General features: G+C 64.4%; 23 protein-coding genes. 14 read left to right on the top strand and 9 right to left on the bottom strand.

What is annotated here, in order from left to right; translation table 11 throughout:
- From DKB74_RS01895 to DKB74_RS01885, 3 genes are all read left to right on the top strand, one after another.
- Entirely contained in the window at positions 1–858 is an 858-nt protein-coding gene (locus tag DKB74_RS01895) for a flagellar motor protein MotB (RefSeq protein WP_109806409.1), read from the top strand.
- Between the two features lie 12 nt (positions 859–870).
- Positions 871–1,326: a hypothetical protein gene (locus tag DKB74_RS01890; protein WP_109806408.1), complete on the top strand. Its 456-nt coding sequence runs from the start codon at positions 871–873 to the stop codon at positions 1,324–1,326.
- A gap of 61 nt (positions 1,327–1,387) precedes the next feature.
- The gene (locus DKB74_RS01885; RefSeq protein WP_239987386.1) at positions 1,388–2,026 is read left to right on the top strand and encodes a PilZ domain-containing protein; all 639 of its coding nucleotides are present in this window, start codon (positions 1,388–1,390) and stop codon (positions 2,024–2,026) included.
- Positions 2,027–2,036: 10 nt separating this feature from the next.
- On the opposite strand, the gene DKB74_RS01880 is transcribed toward DKB74_RS01885, so the two are convergent.
- Positions 2,037–2,435 carry a VOC family protein gene (locus tag DKB74_RS01880; protein ID WP_109806406.1) on the bottom strand — a complete coding sequence of 133 codons (399 nt, stop codon included), beginning with the start codon at positions 2,433–2,435 and terminating at the stop codon, positions 2,037–2,039.
- Positions 2,436–2,523: 88 nt separating this feature from the next.
- Between DKB74_RS01880 and DKB74_RS01875 the strand changes: the two genes are divergently transcribed.
- Together DKB74_RS01875 and DKB74_RS01870 are read left to right on the top strand one after the other, a co-directional pair.
- Entirely contained in the window at positions 2,524–3,222 is a 699-nt protein-coding gene (locus DKB74_RS01875; RefSeq protein ID WP_109806405.1) for a helix-turn-helix transcriptional regulator, read from the top strand.
- 250 nt (positions 3,223–3,472) lie between these two features.
- The gene (locus tag DKB74_RS01870; RefSeq protein ID WP_109806404.1) at positions 3,473–4,057 is read left to right on the top strand and encodes a DUF922 domain-containing protein; all 585 of its coding nucleotides are present in this window, start codon (positions 3,473–3,475) and stop codon (positions 4,055–4,057) included.
- Between the two features lie 27 nt (positions 4,058–4,084).
- On the opposite strand, the gene fliP is transcribed toward DKB74_RS01870, so the two are convergent.
- Genes fliP through DKB74_RS01855 form a run of 3 tightly spaced genes read right to left on the bottom strand, consistent with a single transcriptional unit; the run spans position 4,085 to position 5,495 of the window.
- Entirely contained in the window at positions 4,085–4,834 is a 750-nt protein-coding gene (fliP, locus tag DKB74_RS01865; RefSeq protein WP_109807057.1) for a flagellar type III secretion system pore protein FliP, read from the bottom strand.
- A gap of 20 nt (positions 4,835–4,854) precedes the next feature.
- Entirely contained in the window at positions 4,855–5,259 is a 405-nt protein-coding gene (locus DKB74_RS01860; protein WP_109806403.1) for a flagellar biosynthetic protein FliO, read from the bottom strand.
- On the bottom strand, positions 5,259–5,495 hold the full coding sequence (locus DKB74_RS01855) for a FliM/FliN family flagellar motor switch protein (RefSeq protein ID WP_109806402.1): 237 nt from the start codon (positions 5,493–5,495) through the stop codon (positions 5,259–5,261). Before DKB74_RS01855 ends, DKB74_RS01860 begins: the two co-directional genes overlap by 1 nt.
- Positions 5,496–5,613: 118 nt before the next feature.
- On the opposite strand from DKB74_RS01855, the gene flgC reads away from it, so the two are divergent.
- From flgC to flhB, 5 genes are all read left to right on the top strand, one after another.
- A complete protein-coding gene (gene flgC / locus DKB74_RS01850) occupies positions 5,614–6,021 on the top strand; it encodes a flagellar basal body rod protein FlgC (protein WP_109807056.1) in 408 nt (135 codons plus the stop codon).
- Between the two features lie 33 nt (positions 6,022–6,054).
- On the top strand, positions 6,055–6,390 hold the full coding sequence (gene fliE / locus DKB74_RS01845; RefSeq protein ID WP_109806401.1) for a flagellar hook-basal body complex protein FliE: 336 nt from the start codon (positions 6,055–6,057) through the stop codon (positions 6,388–6,390).
- Positions 6,391–6,393: 3 nt separating this feature from the next.
- A complete protein-coding gene (locus DKB74_RS01840) occupies positions 6,394–6,672 on the top strand; it encodes a flagellar biosynthetic protein FliQ (protein ID WP_109806400.1) in 279 nt (92 codons plus the stop codon).
- A 141-nt stretch (positions 6,673–6,813) separates the two neighbouring features.
- Positions 6,814–7,575 (top strand): flagellar biosynthetic protein FliR, encoded by a 762-nt coding sequence (gene fliR / locus DKB74_RS01835; protein WP_109806399.1) that lies wholly within the window; start codon positions 6,814–6,816, stop codon positions 7,573–7,575.
- Between the two features lie 3 nt (positions 7,576–7,578).
- A complete protein-coding gene (gene flhB / locus DKB74_RS01830; RefSeq protein ID WP_109806398.1) occupies positions 7,579–8,652 on the top strand; it encodes a flagellar biosynthesis protein FlhB in 1,074 nt (357 codons plus the stop codon).
- 6 nt (positions 8,653–8,658) lie between these two features.
- Here the strand turns inward: flhB and DKB74_RS01825 are convergent, their stop codons facing one another.
- The 3 genes from DKB74_RS01825 to DKB74_RS01815 all read right to left on the bottom strand — a co-directional run bounded on the left by DKB74_RS01825 (position 8,659) and on the right by DKB74_RS01815 (position 11,155).
- A complete protein-coding gene (locus DKB74_RS01825; RefSeq protein WP_109806397.1) occupies positions 8,659–9,486 on the bottom strand; it encodes a proline dehydrogenase in 828 nt (275 codons plus the stop codon).
- A 20-nt stretch (positions 9,487–9,506) separates the two neighbouring features.
- Positions 9,507–10,631 (bottom strand): GNAT family N-acetyltransferase, encoded by a 1,125-nt coding sequence (locus tag DKB74_RS01820; RefSeq protein ID WP_239987332.1) that lies wholly within the window; start codon positions 10,629–10,631, stop codon positions 9,507–9,509.
- Positions 10,632–10,738: 107 nt separating this feature from the next.
- Positions 10,739–11,155 (bottom strand): flagellar assembly protein FliX, encoded by a 417-nt coding sequence (locus DKB74_RS01815; RefSeq protein WP_109806396.1) that lies wholly within the window; start codon positions 11,153–11,155, stop codon positions 10,739–10,741.
- Positions 11,156–11,260: 105 nt separating this feature from the next.
- Between DKB74_RS01815 and DKB74_RS01810 the strand changes: the two genes are divergently transcribed.
- From DKB74_RS01810 to DKB74_RS01800, 3 genes are read left to right on the top strand one after another with little or no spacing between them, the layout of a single operon-like run.
- Positions 11,261–12,346 carry a flagellar basal body P-ring protein FlgI gene (locus DKB74_RS01810; protein ID WP_109806395.1) on the top strand — a complete coding sequence of 362 codons (1,086 nt, stop codon included), beginning with the start codon at positions 11,261–11,263 and terminating at the stop codon, positions 12,344–12,346.
- Between the two features lie 38 nt (positions 12,347–12,384).
- The gene (locus tag DKB74_RS01805) at positions 12,385–12,642 is read left to right on the top strand and encodes a rod-binding protein (RefSeq protein WP_239987331.1); all 258 of its coding nucleotides are present in this window, start codon (positions 12,385–12,387) and stop codon (positions 12,640–12,642) included.
- Positions 12,639–13,061 (top strand): flagellar protein FlgN, encoded by a 423-nt coding sequence (locus DKB74_RS01800; RefSeq protein ID WP_109806393.1) that lies wholly within the window; start codon positions 12,639–12,641, stop codon positions 13,059–13,061. Before DKB74_RS01805 ends, DKB74_RS01800 begins: the two co-directional genes overlap by 4 nt.
- A gap of 187 nt (positions 13,062–13,248) precedes the next feature.
- On the opposite strand, the gene DKB74_RS01795 is transcribed toward DKB74_RS01800, so the two are convergent.
- Both DKB74_RS01795 and DKB74_RS01790 read right to left on the bottom strand, forming a co-directional pair.
- The gene (locus DKB74_RS01795; protein WP_109806392.1) at positions 13,249–13,665 is read right to left on the bottom strand and encodes a flagellar biosynthesis protein FlgB; all 417 of its coding nucleotides are present in this window, start codon (positions 13,663–13,665) and stop codon (positions 13,249–13,251) included.
- A gap of 5 nt (positions 13,666–13,670) precedes the next feature.
- Positions 13,671–16,469 carry an SBBP repeat-containing protein gene (locus DKB74_RS01790; RefSeq protein ID WP_109806391.1) on the bottom strand — a complete coding sequence of 933 codons (2,799 nt, stop codon included), beginning with the start codon at positions 16,467–16,469 and terminating at the stop codon, positions 13,671–13,673.
- A gap of 94 nt (positions 16,470–16,563) precedes the next feature.
- Here DKB74_RS01790 and DKB74_RS01785 point away from each other — a divergent pair, with 94 nt between their 5' ends.
- Positions 16,564–17,598 carry a flagellar motor switch protein FliG gene (locus tag DKB74_RS01785; RefSeq protein ID WP_109807054.1) on the top strand — a complete coding sequence of 345 codons (1,035 nt, stop codon included), beginning with the start codon at positions 16,564–16,566 and terminating at the stop codon, positions 17,596–17,598.
- Positions 17,599–17,600: the final 2 nt, after the last annotated feature.

The raw sequence follows: 17,600 nt of genomic DNA, 5'->3' as shown, positions 1-17,600 counted from the left end.
ATGGCCGTTTCCAACGAGCGGCCCATCATCGTCAAGAAAGTGAAGAAGGTCGCCGGCGGACATCATGGCGGCGCCTGGAAAGTCGCCTATGCCGATTTCGTGACCGCGATGATGGCATTTTTCATGCTGCTCTGGCTGATCTCCAATCCGGACAAGGCGCGACTGAAGGGGCTGGCGGAATATTTCACGCCGACTTCACCCAGCGCATCGCCTGCGACGACGATGACCAACGTAGTGGGCAGTCAGGCCGGTCAGGGCGGCCGCAGCCGTTCCTCGCAAGCCAGCAACCGCACGAGCATAGGCGAACCGACAATGGAATCGGGCGTGGCCGGCACGTCGCGCGGCGGCACTGCCAACGTCCCCGATTCCGCACAGCGCGTGCTCGCGACCGAATTGCGCGTCGCGATCGATACGATCCCGCAAGATGCGGAAGGCAAGCGCAGCGTGGATATCCAGCCCTCGCGCGATGGGCTGCGGATCACGCTGATGGACAATGACCGACAGGCGATGTTTCGCAGCGGCACCGCCGAGCTGAACCCCTATGCCCGCGCGATTCTGACCCAGGTGGCGCAAAAACTGGCGCCTTCGGGCGGGCAGATCGCGATCGAGGGCCATACCGATGGCGGCGGCGGCGACAGCGATGCCAATTGGCGGCTGTCGGGCGAACGCGCGCTTTCCGCGCGCCGCGCGCTGATCGCCGGCGGATTGCCCGGCGATCGTTTTTCCGAAATCGTCGCGATGGGCGCGACCAGGCCGGTCTATCCCGACCAGCCCGACCGTGCCGAAAACCGGCGCATCACCATCGTCGTCATCGGAGAGGCATCCGCCCTGCCGAGCGATACCAGTTTCAAATTCTAGCGGGGATCGCGCATGAAAAAGCTGCTCTTTCCCTTGTTGCTGCTCGTGCTGGGCGCCCTCGTCGGCGGCGGAGCCGGATTTGCCGTGGTGACGTTCGTGGCGCCGACGCCGGCATCCGCGGCAGAGGGAGCCCATGACGAAAGCGGCAAGGACGCGCCGACGGCCTTTGTGCCGGCGGAAAAGATCCTGGCACCGCTGGTGTTCGAGGACGGACGGCTGAGCGGCTATGTGAGCTTCGACATCAGCCTCGAAGTGCCCGAGGACAAGGCCGCGTTGGTCACCGCGCGGCTTCCGCTGCTGTTCCACGCAATCAACATGCGCACCTATCGCACGCCGCTCGCCAGCGGCCCCGACGGCATGCTGCCCGGAATGGACGGATTTCGCGCAGTCGTCGAGCAGGCTGCGACCGAGGCCTTTGGCAAGGACGTAGTTAAACGCGTCGCAATTACGAATGCGGCCCCGGCCTGACCTGAGCGGCTCTATAATGGCATCAACAGCCCAAATCTATTCAGGAGCGGAAGTGAGCAGGATGTCGGCCACGCAAAGCGACGAGACAGTCCGTCCGCTGGCCACAGAATGGCGCCGGCGCAGCGAACGCAGCGTCAGCACGCTGCTGATCGCCCGGCTCGAACATCAGGGCAGCGCCGATCAGCCCTGCCGCATCCGCAATGTTTCGGCCACCGGCATGATGATCGAATTCAGACTGACACTGGCGCAGGGAGAGGCGGTTTCCGTCGAGTTGCGCAACGGTGACAGGCTGGACGGGTCGGTCGTATGGACCGAAGGCGGGCGCGCCGGAATCCAGCTTCACGCACCGGTGGATGTCGCAACGATTCTGGTACCGGCAAATCGTCCCGTCGCGGTGCGCGGAAAAATTCCCCGCGCTCCCCGCTTTGCCACGCGCAGCAGGGTGCGGGTCAGCAACGGGTCCCAGGGGTTCAACGCGATGCTGCTCGATGTCTCGCAAAGCGGCGGCCATCTCCAGCTCGATCCGGCGCACCCGATTGCCGATTGCTCGGTCATCACGATCCCGGGCCTGCCCCCGCGCCCGTTCACCGTGCGCTGGCAAGGCGAAGGCGAGGTCGGGATCGCCTTTGGCACGATGATTCCCTACGCCGAGCTGGCCGATTGGCTGGCCAACGACGGCAAGCGGTTTTCCTGCCACTAGGCCGTGAGGCCTATCGCGACTGGAAGCGTGCCTTGGCCGCTTCGGTGAAGGGCGTGAAGACGCTGACCGGGGAACCTTCGGGATCGCGAACCTGAAAGGTGCGGTTGCCCCATGGGAGCAGCTTGGGTTCATGCACCAGTTCGCCTTTGCCTTTCACGCGATCAAAGACGGCATCCACATCCGCAACCATGAACTCCAGAATGGCAGTCCGGTTTGCGCTCGGCTCCGCGCTGCCTTCAGCGAACGCCGCCACCGTTTCTGTGCTCCCGATCGCAAGCGTCGCGCCCGCAGTGACGATTTCGGCAAATTGCGGCGCGAGCCAATCGGCAGTCTGTCCGGTGACCAATTCATAGAAGCCGACCATAGCGTCGATGTCCGCAGCGATCAGGCGGACGGAAGCGAATTTCATGAATATGTCCTGCACATGAGAGGTTGAACGTGGCGGCCGTATAGCGCAGCACTCCTGACACCGTGGTGTCAGCAGGAGTCACCAGCCCGTGCGCCGAGCCGATCGCCTGTTTCAAATCATCCAGATCATGCGCCGATCGACGCGGCCAGTGACCGGTGCTGCCCTGGCTGCCGAGTTGGAGGTTTCGACCCGGACCGTGTACCGGGATGTCGCGGACCTCGTCGCGCAGCGCGTGCCGATCACGGGGGAAGCCGGTTTGGGATATGTGCTGGCGGCCGAATACGACATGCCTCCACTCATGCTCACCCAGGTGGAACTGGAAGCAATCGTTCTGGGTGCGCAATGGGTTGCCCAGCGCGGTGACGCCATCCTGTCGCCCGCTGCGACGGATGTTCTGGCAAAGATCGCAACAGCCATTCCTGCGCGGCTCCAGCCGTTCGTCACGGCACCGAGTACCGCCGCGCTGCCGCGCCTAGAACCGGTAATTGAGGCGGTGGACCCGGCAACGCTCAGGGATGCGATCCGCGCACGACGGAAACTGTGCCTGATCTATCGCGCCGAAAATGGTGACGAAACCAGGCGGACGATCTGGCCGGTCGTCCTCGGTTACTCCGAGGCCACGCGCATCCTGATTGGATGGTGCGAAGCGCGGCAGGGGTTTCGCCATTTCCGCACCGATCGGATGGTGGCTGCCGAAGTGCTGGATCAACCCATCCCGCAATCAAGGGCCGATCTGCATCGCAGTTGGCAGGCATGGCGAACCGCCGAGCTTGCCGAGAGGAAGTAGACAAGGTGTCCCGCGATATCATCGTTTCCGGGACGACAGCTATCGGTAGCTTGAACCCGCTGCCCGCCTGACCGCCTTCCCCCAATTGCCTACATTTGGGCCCTGCTTCAGTCGCTCCCACAGCAGACGTCGATACAGACCGGAATTTGTCGACGCGCGCCAGGGGTTTCGGCGCGTCCATCGGCACTTGCATCTTTTTTCCCGAAGCAAACCGCCCTACCCTTGCGCGGCGCAGAAGGGAGATATCGGCATGTCGGCATATCGGCGGCGCATCGCGCTGGCAGCGGTACTGCTCGCCGGATTTCGCGCGCCGCAGGACAGCGTGGGACCGCAACCCTTGCCCCCGGCGCTGGCGGATCGCGACGATATCGTGATCGAATATTATGATGTTTCCGGCGATACCGCGCAGGCGTTGCGCGCCGCGATCAATGCCGCTCGCCCCACCGATACCCATGACGGCAAGCCGGTGGACGCCAGGACGCAGGTTCGCTTGCAATGGCGCTGGCAAACGATGCCGGGCGGTTGCGATCTCGAGCGGGCGCAGGTGCGTATGCGCGCGACGATCCTGCTTCCCCGCGTCACCAATTACGCGTCGCTCCCGGATGCGCTGCGCGCGCGCTGGCTCAGCTATCTGACGATCCTGGGCGAGCATGAGGCGGGCCATGTCGATATCGCGCAGCGCGGCATTCCCGCCGTGCGCGATGCCATCGCCGCAGCCGATTGCGAGACGGCGCAGCAAGCGGCGCGCAGCGCGGCGGCCGCGATCTCTCAGGCGCAGATCGCCTATGACGCGGAAACGCGCCACGGCGCGATGCAGGGCGCGACCTTTCCCTGACCCGTTGCCGCAGCGCCGTCGATCGTTTCAGACCGTACCGAAGCTTTTGATCAGCGACCCCGCGACCAGCGCCCAACCATCGACCAGCACGAAAAAGATGATCTTCATCGGCAAGGCGATAGTCGGTGGCGGCAGCATCATCATGCCCATCGCCATCAACACCGCCGATACGCACAGGTCGATCACCAGAAAGGGGAGCAGCAACAGGAATCCGATCTCGAACGCGCGGCGCAGTTCCGAAATCATGAAGGCCGGCGCCAGCGTGGTCAGCGGCACTTCGGAGCGGGATGCATATTGCTTGCCCCCCATCCGTGCGAACAGTTCGAGATCGCTGTCGCGCACCTGGCTCAGCATGAAGATCTTGAAGGGCTCGGCGGTCTTCCTGAACGCCTCTGCTTCCTCGATCTTTCCTTCAGTATAGGGAGTAACCCCTTGATCCCATGCCTTTTCAAAGGTCGGAGCCATCACGAAGAAGGACAAGAACAGCGCGAGGCTGATGATCACCGGATTGGGCGGCACGCCCGGCGCGCCGATGCCGGTGCGCAGCAACGACAAGGCGACCACCATGCGCGTGAAGCTGGTGACGGTCATCAACAGCCCCGGCGCGAGGCTGAGCACCGTCAGCATCAGGACGAGCTGAATCGCCTTGGCCGACAGCGATCCTTCGCCCAGCGTGACGATCGTGCGCTGCCCGGCAGCCGTTGCGAACGCATCGACCGGCAGCGCCAGGCCGATGATCAGCGCAACCGCGCCGAGCACGCAGGCGCGCGAACGCATAGAAACGATCCGCATCGCCATCATCCCCTGCCGCGCGTCGCCAGCCGCCCACGCGCCTGTTCGACCAGCTGGCCGAAACTGTGGCGAAGGTCCGACAGATTGTCGTTGGTCGCCGCTTCCTGCGGCTGCGCTGCCGGAGCGACTTCGGGTTCCGCGCCCGCTTTGACGATCGCGGTTTCGACCACCAGATGCCCTTCGGGTGCGAGCAGGATCAGATGCTCCGCGCCATCGCGGCGGATCAGCGCGACCGACCGCTTGGCGTCGAGCGTCAGCCGCTCGACCAGTTCGACGCGTTTGCGCGACCCCGCCGTCACTCTTCCGGGCAGCTTGAGATCATAGCGCCGGACCGCCCAGAGCGCGCCGGCCAGACAACCAAGCAGCAATCCGAGCGCCCCGATCGTGCGCAGCAGCGAAAGCGTGTCCATCAGTTGACGGACTTCTTTACGACTTCGGCCACTTCGAGCGACATCTGGTCGCCATCGACCAGGATCTTGCCCTTCGCGACCAGCTGGCCGTTCACATAGACAAGCGTCGGATCCTCCTGTCCGCAATCGAGCGCGATCATCGCGCCACGGCTCATTTGCAGGATCTGGCGGATCGGCACTTCGGTCGAACCGAGCACGATCGACGCTTCGACCGTGATGCCGTCGAGAATGGACATGGGCGTTGGCTCCTTTGTCCAAAATTATAGGATGATTTTTCCGACCGAACCGACCGACCAGGCAATTTTTGCCTATAAAGGAGTTGAGCCGCCCAAATGCGCGGCGCGGGAGAAGTTCATGGATCTCAAGACGTCGCTTGGCATCTCTGCTTCGGGCCTGCGTGCCCAGACGTTGCGGATGCGCGTGATCGCAGAGAATATCGCCAACCAGGATTCGGTGGCGACGACGCCGGGGGGCGATCCCTATCGCCGCCGCGTCGCAAGCTTTCGCGCCGAAGTCGATCGCGCGACCGGCGGTACGCAGGTTCGCGTCGACCGCATCCAGACCGACCGGTCGGATTTCCAGCGCGTCTATGATCCGGGCAACCCGGCGGCCGACGGCGAAGGCTATGTGCTCAAGCCCAATGTCAGCAGCCTGGTCGAAATGGCGGACATGAAAGCGGCGCAGCGCAGCTACGAAGCCAATCTGAGCGCGATCGAGGCGGCCCGCAGCCTGACGATGCGGACGATTGATCTTCTGAAGTAATACAATCTCATAAACATCAGGGAAATAACGACAATGTCGATCGGAGCATTGGACGCGACGTCCGCCTATGGACGGGCGCTGGGAGTTGGTGGTGCCGGTGGCATCGGCGGCGCGAAATCGCCGCTCGCGCCCAGCAACGGCACCCAGGGCGGCGGCGATTTCGGTTCGATGGTCGAAGGACTGGTGACCGACACGGCACAGAGCCTGCGCGCGGCCGAAAACGCCTCTGCGATGCAGGTTGCGGGCAAGGGCGACCTGATCGACGTCGTGACGGCGATCGGCGCTGCCGAAACCGCGCTCGACACCATGGTCGCCGTGCGCGACCGAGTGGTCAGCGCCTATACCGACATCATGCGGATGCAGATCTGAACCATGTCCGCAAGTCAGGTTCTGGAACTCGGCCAGGCGGCATTGATGCTGGTGCTTGCGGTCGTCGGGCCGCTGCTGCTGGTGTCGCTGATCGTCGGCGTGGTGATCGGCCTGCTTCAGGCGCTGACGCAGATTCAGGAAATGACGCTCACCTTCGTTCCCAAGATCCTGGCGATGGGGTTCGTGCTGTTGCTGATGCTGCCGACGATCGGTCAGGAACTGGCCGACTTCATGGCCAAGATCAGCGACCTGATCGTCACCGGATCGGCGGCGGGCGCATGATGCCGTCGGCTTGCGCGTGTTTTGGACATCGCGTTCGCGGTGAACTTGTCGAAGATGCCGCCCGTTCCTCTCCGACCATCGGAGAAGAGCCGGGCTTCGACAGGCTCGGTCCGAACGGCGCTTTTTGACTGAACCATCGCCATGGACGCGGTTCCCGAAAACCTCCCCCTTCTGGTCAGTGCCTTCTTCATCCTGTTCGCGCGGACCGGCGCGGTGCTGATGCTGCTGCCTGTCTTTTCCGAAGATGCAGTGCCGGGACGCATCCGGTTGCTGATCGCTTTCGGGATGACGATCGGGATATGGCCGCTGCGCAGCGAAGCCGCGCTGGCGATTGCCGATCACGGCCCGCTCGCCGCCGTGCTGATCGCGGAACTGCTGACCGGGCTGGCGATGGGGATGATCGTCAAGATCCTGTTCTATGCCATATCGATGGCCGGATCGGTCATCAGCATGCAGATCGGCCTGTCCGCCGCGATGCTGTTCGATCCGGGGCAAGGCAGCCAGGTGCCGTTGCTTTCCAAATTCGTGACGATGGCGGCCGCGCTCGTCTGCATGGCGATGCAGGTCCACCATCTGTGGATCGAATCGATCGTGCAAAGCTATCAGCTGTTTCCGATCGGCGGCCTGCCGCCGGCGCAGGATTTCGCACAGATGGCGATCGCGGCAACCGGTCGTTCGATGATGCTGGCGATCGGGCTGGCCGCGCCGCTGCTGATCTATGGCATCGTGTTCAACGTCGCGCTGGGCCTCGCCGCGCGCGTGGCGCCCGCGATCCAGGTCTTCTTCATTTCCCAGCCGCTCAACATCATGCTCGGCCTCGCGCTGACCGCAGTCACGCTGGGCACAGTACTGACGATGTTCGCGACCGAAATGGGCGACGCGATGCTGGGCGGTTGGAGCTGAGCCATGTCCGAGGCACCCGACAAGGATCAGAAAACCGAAGATCCGACGCCCAAGAAGCTGGAGGACGCCCGAAAACGCGGCGAGACGGTCACCGCGCCGGAGGTCAAGCACGCCGCGGTATTCGTTGGCATGCTGATCGTGCTGGCAGGCGTCGGCAGCTGGACGGTGCATTCGCTGGGCGCGATGTTCGTCCGGCTATGGGGCAATGCCGACGATTACCGGCTGGAACCACAGGGTGCGCAGAATTTCATGATCGGCGTGCTCGGCCATGTCGGGGGCGCGCTGATGCCGGTGCTCGGCGCCTTGTTCGCCTGCGCGTTGATCGGCGGGCTGATACAGGGCGGAATGCCGACGCTTTCCTGGGCCCGGCTCAAGCCGAAATGGTCGAAATTCAATCCGGCCAAGGGCTTTGGCCGGCTGTTCGGCAAGATGGCGCTGGTCGAATTTGCCAAGACGCTGACCAAGCTGTTGCTGGTCGGCGGCGTTTCGCTGTGGATCGCCTGGCCGCATGCGGCGGGGATCGACCGGCTGGTCGGTATCGATCCGGCGGAGATCGGCAAGCACGCCTTTGCGATTGTCTATGCGATGCTGCAACCGGTCGCGATGCTCGCTGGTGCGCTCGCGCTGTTCGACATCTTCTGGCAACGCCGCGCCTTCATGCAAAAGATGCGCATGTCGCTGCAGGAAGTGAAGGACGAGCACAAGAACAGCGAAGGCGATCCGCATATCAAGGGCAAGATCCGCTCGATCCAGATGCAGCGTTCGCGCAGCCGCATGATGCAGAAAGTGCCCGAGGCGGCCGTGATCATCACCAACCCCACCCACTTCGCCGTCGCCTTGCAATATGACCATGGCGCCATGGCGGCGCCGATCGTGGTGGCCAAGGGTGTCGACGCCATCGCGCTCAAGATCCGCGCCATCGCAGGCGAGCATAATATCCCGATCGTCGAGAACCGCCCGCTCGCCCGCGCCCTCTATGCCCAGGCCGAGCTCGACCGCCCGATCCCGGTCGAACATTATGCCGCAGTGGCCGAAGTCATCAGCTATGTTCTGAAGATCGCGAAGAAACGCCGCTGAGCGCGGCTATCGATCCGCAAGACCGATCCGGTCGCGCAGCATCCAGACCGGCAACCAGGGGCGGGCTACTGCCTGTTCGATCGCATAGGGCCACCAGCCCGGCCCCCAGGGAAGATAGACGCGCACCGGCACGCCGATCCGCCGTGCGACTGCGCCGGTACGATGGCGGGGAAGCGCGCGCAGCTGTTCGAGTTCGCACGGTGTTCCAGCGTCACGGAGCAGCGAGAGCGCCGCCTGCGCCAGCGCGGGCCGGTGCGTCGCCACCGCCACCGGTGCATCGCGTCCGGCAAGCATCGCAACCAGCTCCAGATAGGATGCTTCGTCTGTGCCGCGATCGCCTTGCGGATCGGGCCATTCGCCCTTCACCACGCGGATACGCGCGCTCGTGTCGCGAAAGCGGCGCGCATCGGCGATACTGCGCTGCCAGCGAGCGGGAAGGACCATACCGGTTCCCGGAAATTCGGGCAGAAGCCGCTCCGCCAGTGCCAGCGTCGGTTCGGCATCCTTCGGTGCATGCGCATCGAACAGGATCGTCAGATTCGATGCGGCGGCCGCCTGCGCGATTGCCATGATCCGGCTTTGGTCAAAGCCGAGCGGCGGCGCCTTGACCGACAGATAGGCGTCGAGCCCCGCCGCACCGATCCGTTCGGCCATCGCGCAGCAGGCAGATTCGATCGTGTCGGGAGCGGCGGCGTCCGACTGAAAATATCCGACGGTCACGGCATCGCCCCGCGTCCGCGTCGCCATGGCCAGGCGCAGCATGGAGCCGATATCGGGCGCGGGCAGGCACTGGCCCAGACGCTGCGGCAGCGAATAGCGCATATCCCGCAGCATTCGCCACAGCGCACTCGATTTCACGTGCGGCGCCCCACCGCATTCTGGCGGAACCAGCGAAATCCATCCTGCGCCAGCGCGACGCCACCGCGCAGGTTGGCGGGATAGGTGCGGACATGCACGCAATCGCGCTGTTCGCGTGTCCAGAAACGCGCGATCCAGGGTTCGGCAACGCCGAGCAGTTCGAAGCTCTGCAGGCCGCTCTCTGCCGCGTCGCGCAGGCAATGCAGCATCAGCAACGTGCCCGGAGAGCATTTGTCGAACGCGGCGTCATGCCCGATCTTGAACAGCCAGTAGCGGCCCTGCCACACCAGCGCGAGCTGCATCGCGACAGCGGCACCGTCGATCCGCAGAAAGGAAATGCGCGCCCGGCCATCGGCGGCGGCGCTGCGCAGGAAACGGCGGAAAAACGCCTCCCGCCGCTGACAGGCAAGGATCGAGGTGCCGGCTTCCTGTTTCCAGCTGCGATGCTCGACCGCGACCGCTTCATCGAACAGCGCATCGAACGTCGCAAGATCGGGCGACAGCGTTTCCAGCTGCACCCCGCCGAACCCCGACGCCTTGCGCATCGCCCGGCGGAAATCGGAGCGGCGCCCGGAATTGAACTTCGCCTCCGGATCACGCCAGCTGTCGTCGAGCGTGATGACGGGGCACGGCATCGCGGGTCGCACCACGACCCATCCCCGCCCCCGCATCGCGGCGCGCAATGCCGGAATGAAGCTGGAATCGGCGGAGATCCTGTCGATCGCCAACGGTCTGCCCAAATGACGCAGCGCCTGTGCCAGTCCGGCGGCGTCCGCGTCGGAAGCAGCGGCGATGTCGCCAGGTTCGGAAAGTTCACGCACGCCGGCAAGCCGCCAGCGCGCGAAATAGCCCGGGTCCCGGCACAGGGGCACCAGCCCCGTCAGCCGCCGGCCGCGCCGGACATGCACGATCCGCGTCTGCTGACCGGTCAGCAATGGCGGCAGCGCGGTCAGGAAATCCTGCGTCTGGGTGGGCCAGCGGGCCTGCCGTTCCAGCGCCCGCCAGTAGAAAGGCCGCGCATCGTCGCTGGACAATGCCGCGATCGGCATGCTGCCCGGCACGATTTCGCGTTCGGATGGACCCTCCGCCCATGCGCCAGGATCGATCTTTGCCTGATACACCGCCTTCCCTTTCCAGCGCCGGGAATAGCGGGCAGGCCCTAACAAATATTTGCCGGCGAGCGCCGCGATCGGCCGCAAAATATGCGCGGCAAAGCCTAGGTCGTGAGCTAGATTTCGACGTCGTATTTGGCGAGTTCGACGCGCACGCGCAGATCGATGTCGCGCATGATTTCGGCGAGAACCGGGTCATCCGGCACGTCGATCGCCTTTGCCCATTCGGCAAGGTCGCGAAGCGAGCCCTGATCGAGCGTACCCGCAAGCAATTCACGATGGACGGTTTCGAGGACGTCGAGCCCTTCGGTGGCTTTCTTCGCCTGTTTGCGACGGCGCTCGATCGCCGGATCGGCTGCGGACAGAGTGACCAGCATCGCCACGGTGGGCATCGGCTGGGGCGTCTGGGCGGCGTGAGGCTGAGGGCGTGCGGCTGCGGCTTCCGCCTCGCTTACCGGGAAGCTGGGCAGGACCTTGGGCAGCGCGCTTACCAGCGTGCGTGCCATCAACGGGGTCAGGCCATCGACGCGCACCGAATAACGTCCTTTCTCCCACGCTCCACAGGCAGTTCATCCTATAAGTCATTGTAGAGCATTTTCACGGCCAGGGAACACACCGTGTATCGCATTCTAACCGTCATGATCGCGCTGGCGTTCGCCGCCGCCCTGCCCGCGGGCACGGCATCGGCGCAAAGCCGCGTCAAGGACATCGTCGATGTCGAGAACGTTCGCCCCAACCAGCTGGTCGGATACGGCCTTGTCGTCGGCCTTGCCGGGACGGGCGATCGCATGCGCAATTCCCCGTTCACCGAGGAATCGATGCAGGCGATGCTCGAACGGATGGGTGTCAACATTCGCGGCACCCAGATGCGGACTCAGAATGTCGCGGCGGTTTCGATCACTGCAACGCTGCCGCCCTATGCGCGCGCCGGTTCGCGGATCGATGTGCAGGTGTCTGCGCTGGGCGATGCGACCAGCCTTCAGGGCGGGATATTGATCGTGTCGCCGCTCCGCGCGCTCGACGGCGAAATCTATGCCGTCGCACAGGGGCCGGTCGCGGTTTCGGGCTTTGTCGGTCAGGGCGCGGCGGCCAGCGTCAGTCGCGGCGTAACGACGTCGGCGCGGATTTCCGGCGGCGCGATCGTCGAGCGCGAGATACCGTTCGCGCTCGCATCGGCGACCAGCCTCAAGCTCGCGCTGCGCAACCCCGATTTCACAACGGCCGATCGAGTCACGCGGGCGATCAACGCCCGTTTCCCGGGGGCGGCGCATATGCTCGATCCCGCGACAGTGGAAATCGCACCGCCGCCGGGCTTTGCCGGATCGATCGTCGATCTCGTCACTCAGGTCGAGGATCTGCCCATCCAGGTCGATCAGCCCGCGCGCATCGTCATCAATGAAGCATCGGGCACGGTCGTGATGAATGACGATGTGCGGCTCAGCCCGGTCGCGATCGCGCAGGGCGGCCTGACCATCACCGTGACCGAAACGCCGCAGGTGTCGCAGCCCGGCCCGTTGTCGAACGGACAGACGACCGTCGTACCGCGCAGCCAGGTTACGGTGGACGATGGCGGCGGCGCATCGCTGGCGATGATCGACGGCCCCTCGCTCCAGTCGCTGGTCAACGGGCTCAACACGCTCGGCGTCAGTCCGCGCGACGTGATCACAATTCTTCAGGCCGTGAAAAGCGCCGGCGCGCTTCAGGCAGAAATCGTGGTGCAATGATGGATCCTCTCAGCCTTCCCCCCTCGCAAGGGCCGCAAATGCCCAAAGTGACGGCGCATTCGCCGCAGGCGGAAACCGCGCAACAGTTCGAAGCCGTCTTCCTGGGGCAGATGTTCCAGCTGATGCTCGATAATTCGGGCGGCCCGGGCGAGTTTTCGGGCGGCCATGGCGAGGAAGTGTTTCGCGGCGTGCTCGCCGAAAAGCTGGGCAATGAAGTCGCCCGGCGCGGCGGCATCGGCCTCGCCACGACGGTGATGGACCAGATCATCCGCCTGCAACAGGGAGACCGCATGTGACGGCGACGCTTTGCGACGCGATGATATCGCTGGCGGCACTGATGGAAGAGGAAAGCGAGCTGCTGACCAGCACGCCGTTCACCCGCGACCTGCCGGAAATCGCCAATGCCAAGATCCGCCTTGCCGGGCGCATCGAAAGCGAAGTCGCACGGCTGTCGCGCGAAGCCGCCGACTGGACCGAAAAGCTGGTGGGCGAAGCGCGCGAGGCACTGACCGAAGCGAGCCTGCGCCTGCGCGACGCATCCAAGGTGAATGCCGAAATCCTGACGCGCCAGATCGAATTGTCGGTCGACATGATGGCGGCGATCAATGCCGAGGCAAAGCGGCTGACCGGCACCAAGAGCCAGACCTATGGCGCGCGCGGCGCGCTGCAGGGCATCGACGCCCCGGCTCCGATCTCGATCAACACGAAACTGTAGCACCGCACCGGCACCGGGTATCGGCGCATATCCCGCGCGTGATGCGCGGTTCGCCGGTCCGGGCCCGACGCGGCGGTTTTCCGGTGCCTTTCCGATGGGAAGCGACCGGGACGTTACGCGGCTACGAACTCCGAACGGATCGCGCGCCTGGTCACCGGGCGCATTGTATCGCGACCGCCGTGGCGGGTCAGCCGCCGCTCTTGCCCAACGCCGCCTTCAACAGGCCGAGCTGTTTGCGATAGAGGCTCGCCATCGCAGTGAAGTCGGCCTGAATCTCGCCCATCTTCATCAGCTGGTCCTCGATCGTGACGTTGTTGCCGTCAGGCTTGGTCTCGACGATGTCGGTATCGCGGATCACATTGCCCGCTCCAGCAGGGAGGACCGCGCCCAGGCTGCGCATCGCAGGCGTCAGCTGCACCTGCGGCGGCGTCACGCCGGGGGTGCCGCCATCCACCAGCGCGCCGAAATCGGGCCGGGCCAGTTCGCGCGACTTGTATCCGGGCGTCTCGCCATTGGCGATATTCTCCGCCACCACGCGCTGGCGATCGGCCAGATAATGCATGTTGGTCTTGATACCGGCGAGGATCGGGGGCGTGTTGCTCATGACCGTCAGAATCCTAGCAAGCTGGAGGAAGTGGGGTTTGAAAGGCGGTCGAGCGCCGCCTGATAATTGGAGAGCTGCGATTGTTCGCGCGCGGTGGAATATTTGCCGTAGGCGGAGTTTTTCTCGCCATCGACAATCGTCGCCTTGCCGTCATCCCAGTAAAGCGAACGGAACGCGGTCTGGCTCATCGACACTGCGTCCTTCACCTTCTTGAGCGCGATCTTGGCATCATCGAGCGTCGACAGGTTGATCGCCTCGGTCAGCATCAGGCCATAGGTGCCGCCCGGCCGCACCTTGGGTGCGTCGTCCGGCACTTTTTCGGGCGTAACGATGCGCTGCGCGGCAATACCCAGCTTTTCCAAAGCGTCGCGACCTTCCGCGCCCGCGATCAGATCGACCGAATTGCCTTCCTTGGTGGTGATCCGCAGCGAACGTTCGCCATTGCTGCGCGAGGTAGTGACGGTCGCCTTGGAACCGGTGATCTTGCTCAGCTTCTCGGTCAGCGTCTTCATCGTCTCGCCGGCATCGATCGTGATCTTGCGCGCCGCGCCGTCATTCACCCGGATCGAGAAGCTGTCGCCCGCGCGCAGCGACGTCTGCGACGTCAGCAGTTCGGACGTTTCGGGATTGATCGTGCCACGACCGAAGCCGAGCGCAGCAAGACCCGTCGTCGCGCCGCCCGGATCGGCGGCAATGCGCACCGGTTCGGTCCGCAACAGCGACTGGCCGAACTGGCTGGTCGAATTGATCGCTCCGCTCGCCATGTCGATCCGCGAGACAAAGCCGTCCGTCGGTCCGCGCCGGGTGGCGCCCAGATCGCCGCGCGTACGCCCACCCGCATACAGCTCGCCGTTCAGGAACGCGATGCTATCGACCTGATCGTCCTCGGCCGTGCCGAGATACGTGACACGCGCGCCGGTCAGATTGGCATCGATCGTCGCGACGAATCCGTCGCGCGCGCCACCGGTGCCGTTCACCTGTGTCCCGCTCATCGCCGCTTCGGTGGCGCCGCCGACCGCAATGGTGCCGTCGTCGGCGACCGCGATCACGCGCGCATCGGCGCGGCCCAGGTCGATCTGGCCGAGATCGGTCGAGAGCGAATTGCCGTCGATCTTCCAGATCTGGGCATTGCCGCTCTTGTTGATCGAGGCGAGGAGATTTCCGTCCTGGTCGATCGCCAGCGCATTGACGCTTTCGCTGCCGCCGATGTTGATCGTGCGGCGTTCGACGATGGAGCCGGTGGTTCCGATCTTGGCGATAAAGGCATCGCCGCCGCCCGACGCCGCCTTGCCGCCGACATAGATCGAACCGTCATCGGCCACGGCAAGCGCGCGAGCCGTATCGGCTCCGGTTGCGCGAATGACGGTGGCGAATTGCTCGTCGCCATTTTCGTCGAACCGCGCCACCATCATGTCGCCATCGGTGGTCATGTCGCCGAAGCCGCCATTCACGGTGCCGGCAACGGTTACGCTGCCATCGTCGGCGACATGCACCGCGGCACCCTGCGACGATCCCCCTGCCCCCAGGCTTCGCTGCCAGACGATATTGCCTTCGCCGTCCAGCTTGGTGAGGAACAGATTGTCGTCGCCATCGGATCGGTTCGATCCCAGATCGCCGGAGGTCGTCCCGACGACATAGCTGTTGCCGAAACGGTCGGTGGCGACCGCCGCGGCATCGGTGTCGGCCTGAACGTCGGGCTTCTTGATCTTCTCAAGCTTGACCTTGCCGTCGCTGCCCAGCTCGGGATTGCCGAACTGGTCATAGACGATCCGGGTTTCGGTCGTCGTCTTGCCCAACAGGCCGTTGCGTTCGGTTTCCTGGCGGTCGAGCGCCGACACGCTGGCAAGAGTCGTGCGGCTGCCGGCGCCCGCCGGATCGTCCAGGCGAAAGACCTGCGTGGCGGTGGGCGCATCGAGTGCGGTCTGGCCGGTCGCGACGATCAGCGAGTCCTTCGCGCCGACCTGATCGAGCGTGACCCGCTCTATACCGCTCGGCGTCTTGAGCGTCAGGCCCCAGCCTTCATCCCCCTTTTCGGCTTCGAACCGGGCAAGCCAGCGCGGGATCGGGTCACCATTGGCGTCGGTCTTGACGCTGCCGTCGGGATTGGTCTGCGGCACGGCCACGATCGCGGCGTTGAGCGCGTTGACGACATCGTCGAGCGAGGGCGGCTGCGGCCCGGTGGCGAGATTGACGGTGACCGTGTCGCTGCCGCCCGGTTTGGTCAGCGTGACCGAAAACTGCTCCTGACCGGTCAGCCCCGGAACCGCATCGCTGCGCCGGTCGACCAGTGCCGGCCCCTTGATGCTATATTGATCGGGCGCCGGAATGCCGATCGATTTCACATTCCGCGCGGGCTGAAAGAAGGACAGGCTGACCTTGTCCGAGGGCGCCGTGGCAAGGAATCCCTGAAGCTCGCCCATCCCCCTGGCAAAGCTGGTCTGCAACGATTTGCGCTGGGCGTCGGACGTCGTCTTGTCGGCGGCGACTTCGGCAAGAATGCGCAGCCGGTCGAGCGCCTTGTACGTGGTGAAAGTGGTCTGGATATCGTCGGGCAGAAAATCGACGCCGGTTCCCGCGCGGTCGATAAAGCTTTTGAGCAGCTTGATCGCGGATGCCTGGGAGGAAAGCGGACTGGTGTCGGCCTCTTCCTTCCACGGGGGCGTCGTCGCCTCCATGGTGAATTGCGCCTTGGCGCGGCGTACGGCGCGGCTTTCGAAGGTGATGTCGGTCAACCCGCTGGAAAACACATTGCTTCCCGTCAACAGGCTCAGCCCGACCATCGAATTCGAAAAATTTACCGCCATCTCCCGCCCGAACCTCCTGACACTTCTCCTATAATAGAAGGAAGTTCGCTCTCGCATGCGCGCGGGATCGAATCTTTTTCAGGGGACGATGACTATGAGCATGATGGCGCCGACCGCCGAAATGCCCGAGCTGAAACGCTTTAACGGCACCCAACGCGCCGCCGCGCTGATGCTGGCGCTGGGCAAGGATCATGGCGCGCCGATCTGGGAGCAGCTTTCGGTCGACGAGATCAAGGAGCTTTCGTCCGCCATCGCCTCGCTCGGCCAGGTGCCCAGCCACGTCATCGAACATCTGCTTGTCCAGTTTTCCGGCGAAGTTTCCAGCATGGCCGCGTTTCACGGCAGCTATGAATCGGCCGAGCGGCTGCTCGCCGGCATGCTCCCGCCCGACAAGGTCAGGGAGATCATGGAGGATCTTCGCGGTCCTTCCGGCCGGACGATGTGGGACAAATTGTCCAACGTCTCCGAAACGATCCTCGCCGGCGCGTTGCGCAACGAATATCCGCAGACCGTGGCGGTGATCCTCTCGAAGATCCGCCCCGACCATGCCGCGCGCGTGATGGGCGAGCTTCCGCGCGATTTCGCCACCGACGTCATCATGCGGATGCTCCGCATGGAAACCGTGCAGAAGGACGTCATCCAGCAGGTCGAACAGACGCTCAAGTCCGAATTCATGACCAACCTGTCGCGGACCAGCAAGCGCGATCCGCACGAAGCGATGGCCGAGATGTTCAACGCGCTCGACCGCGCCACCGAAGAAGCGATGCTCAAGGCGCTCGACGACAAGGCGCCGGAAAGCGCCGAGCGTATCCGCGCGCTCATGTTCACGTTCGAAGACCTCTCCAACCTGCTGCCGGCGGCGATCGCGACGATCGTCAAGAATGCCGACAAGCGCGAAATGGCGCTGGCGCTGAAGGGCGCACCGGAGGATCTGAAGAACCTGTTCTTCGGCGCGATGACCGAGCGTGCGGCAAAGATGATGCGCGAGGATATGGCCGGCATGGGCCCGGTCCGTGCGCGCGATTGCGAAGAGGCCCAGTCCTCGCTCGTCCGCCTTGCCAAGAACCTCGCCGATCGCGGCGAAATCCTGCTCGTCGATCCGAAGAGCGACGACGCGATGATCCTGTGAGG

Source organism: Stakelama portus (genome assembly GCF_003171655.1).
GTDB classification, from domain to species: domain Bacteria; phylum Pseudomonadota; class Alphaproteobacteria; order Sphingomonadales; family Sphingomonadaceae; genus Sphingomonas; species Sphingomonas portus.
The sequence above is the reverse complement of the archived record's forward strand: the minus strand, read 5'-3'. Positions and strand labels throughout refer to the sequence as shown.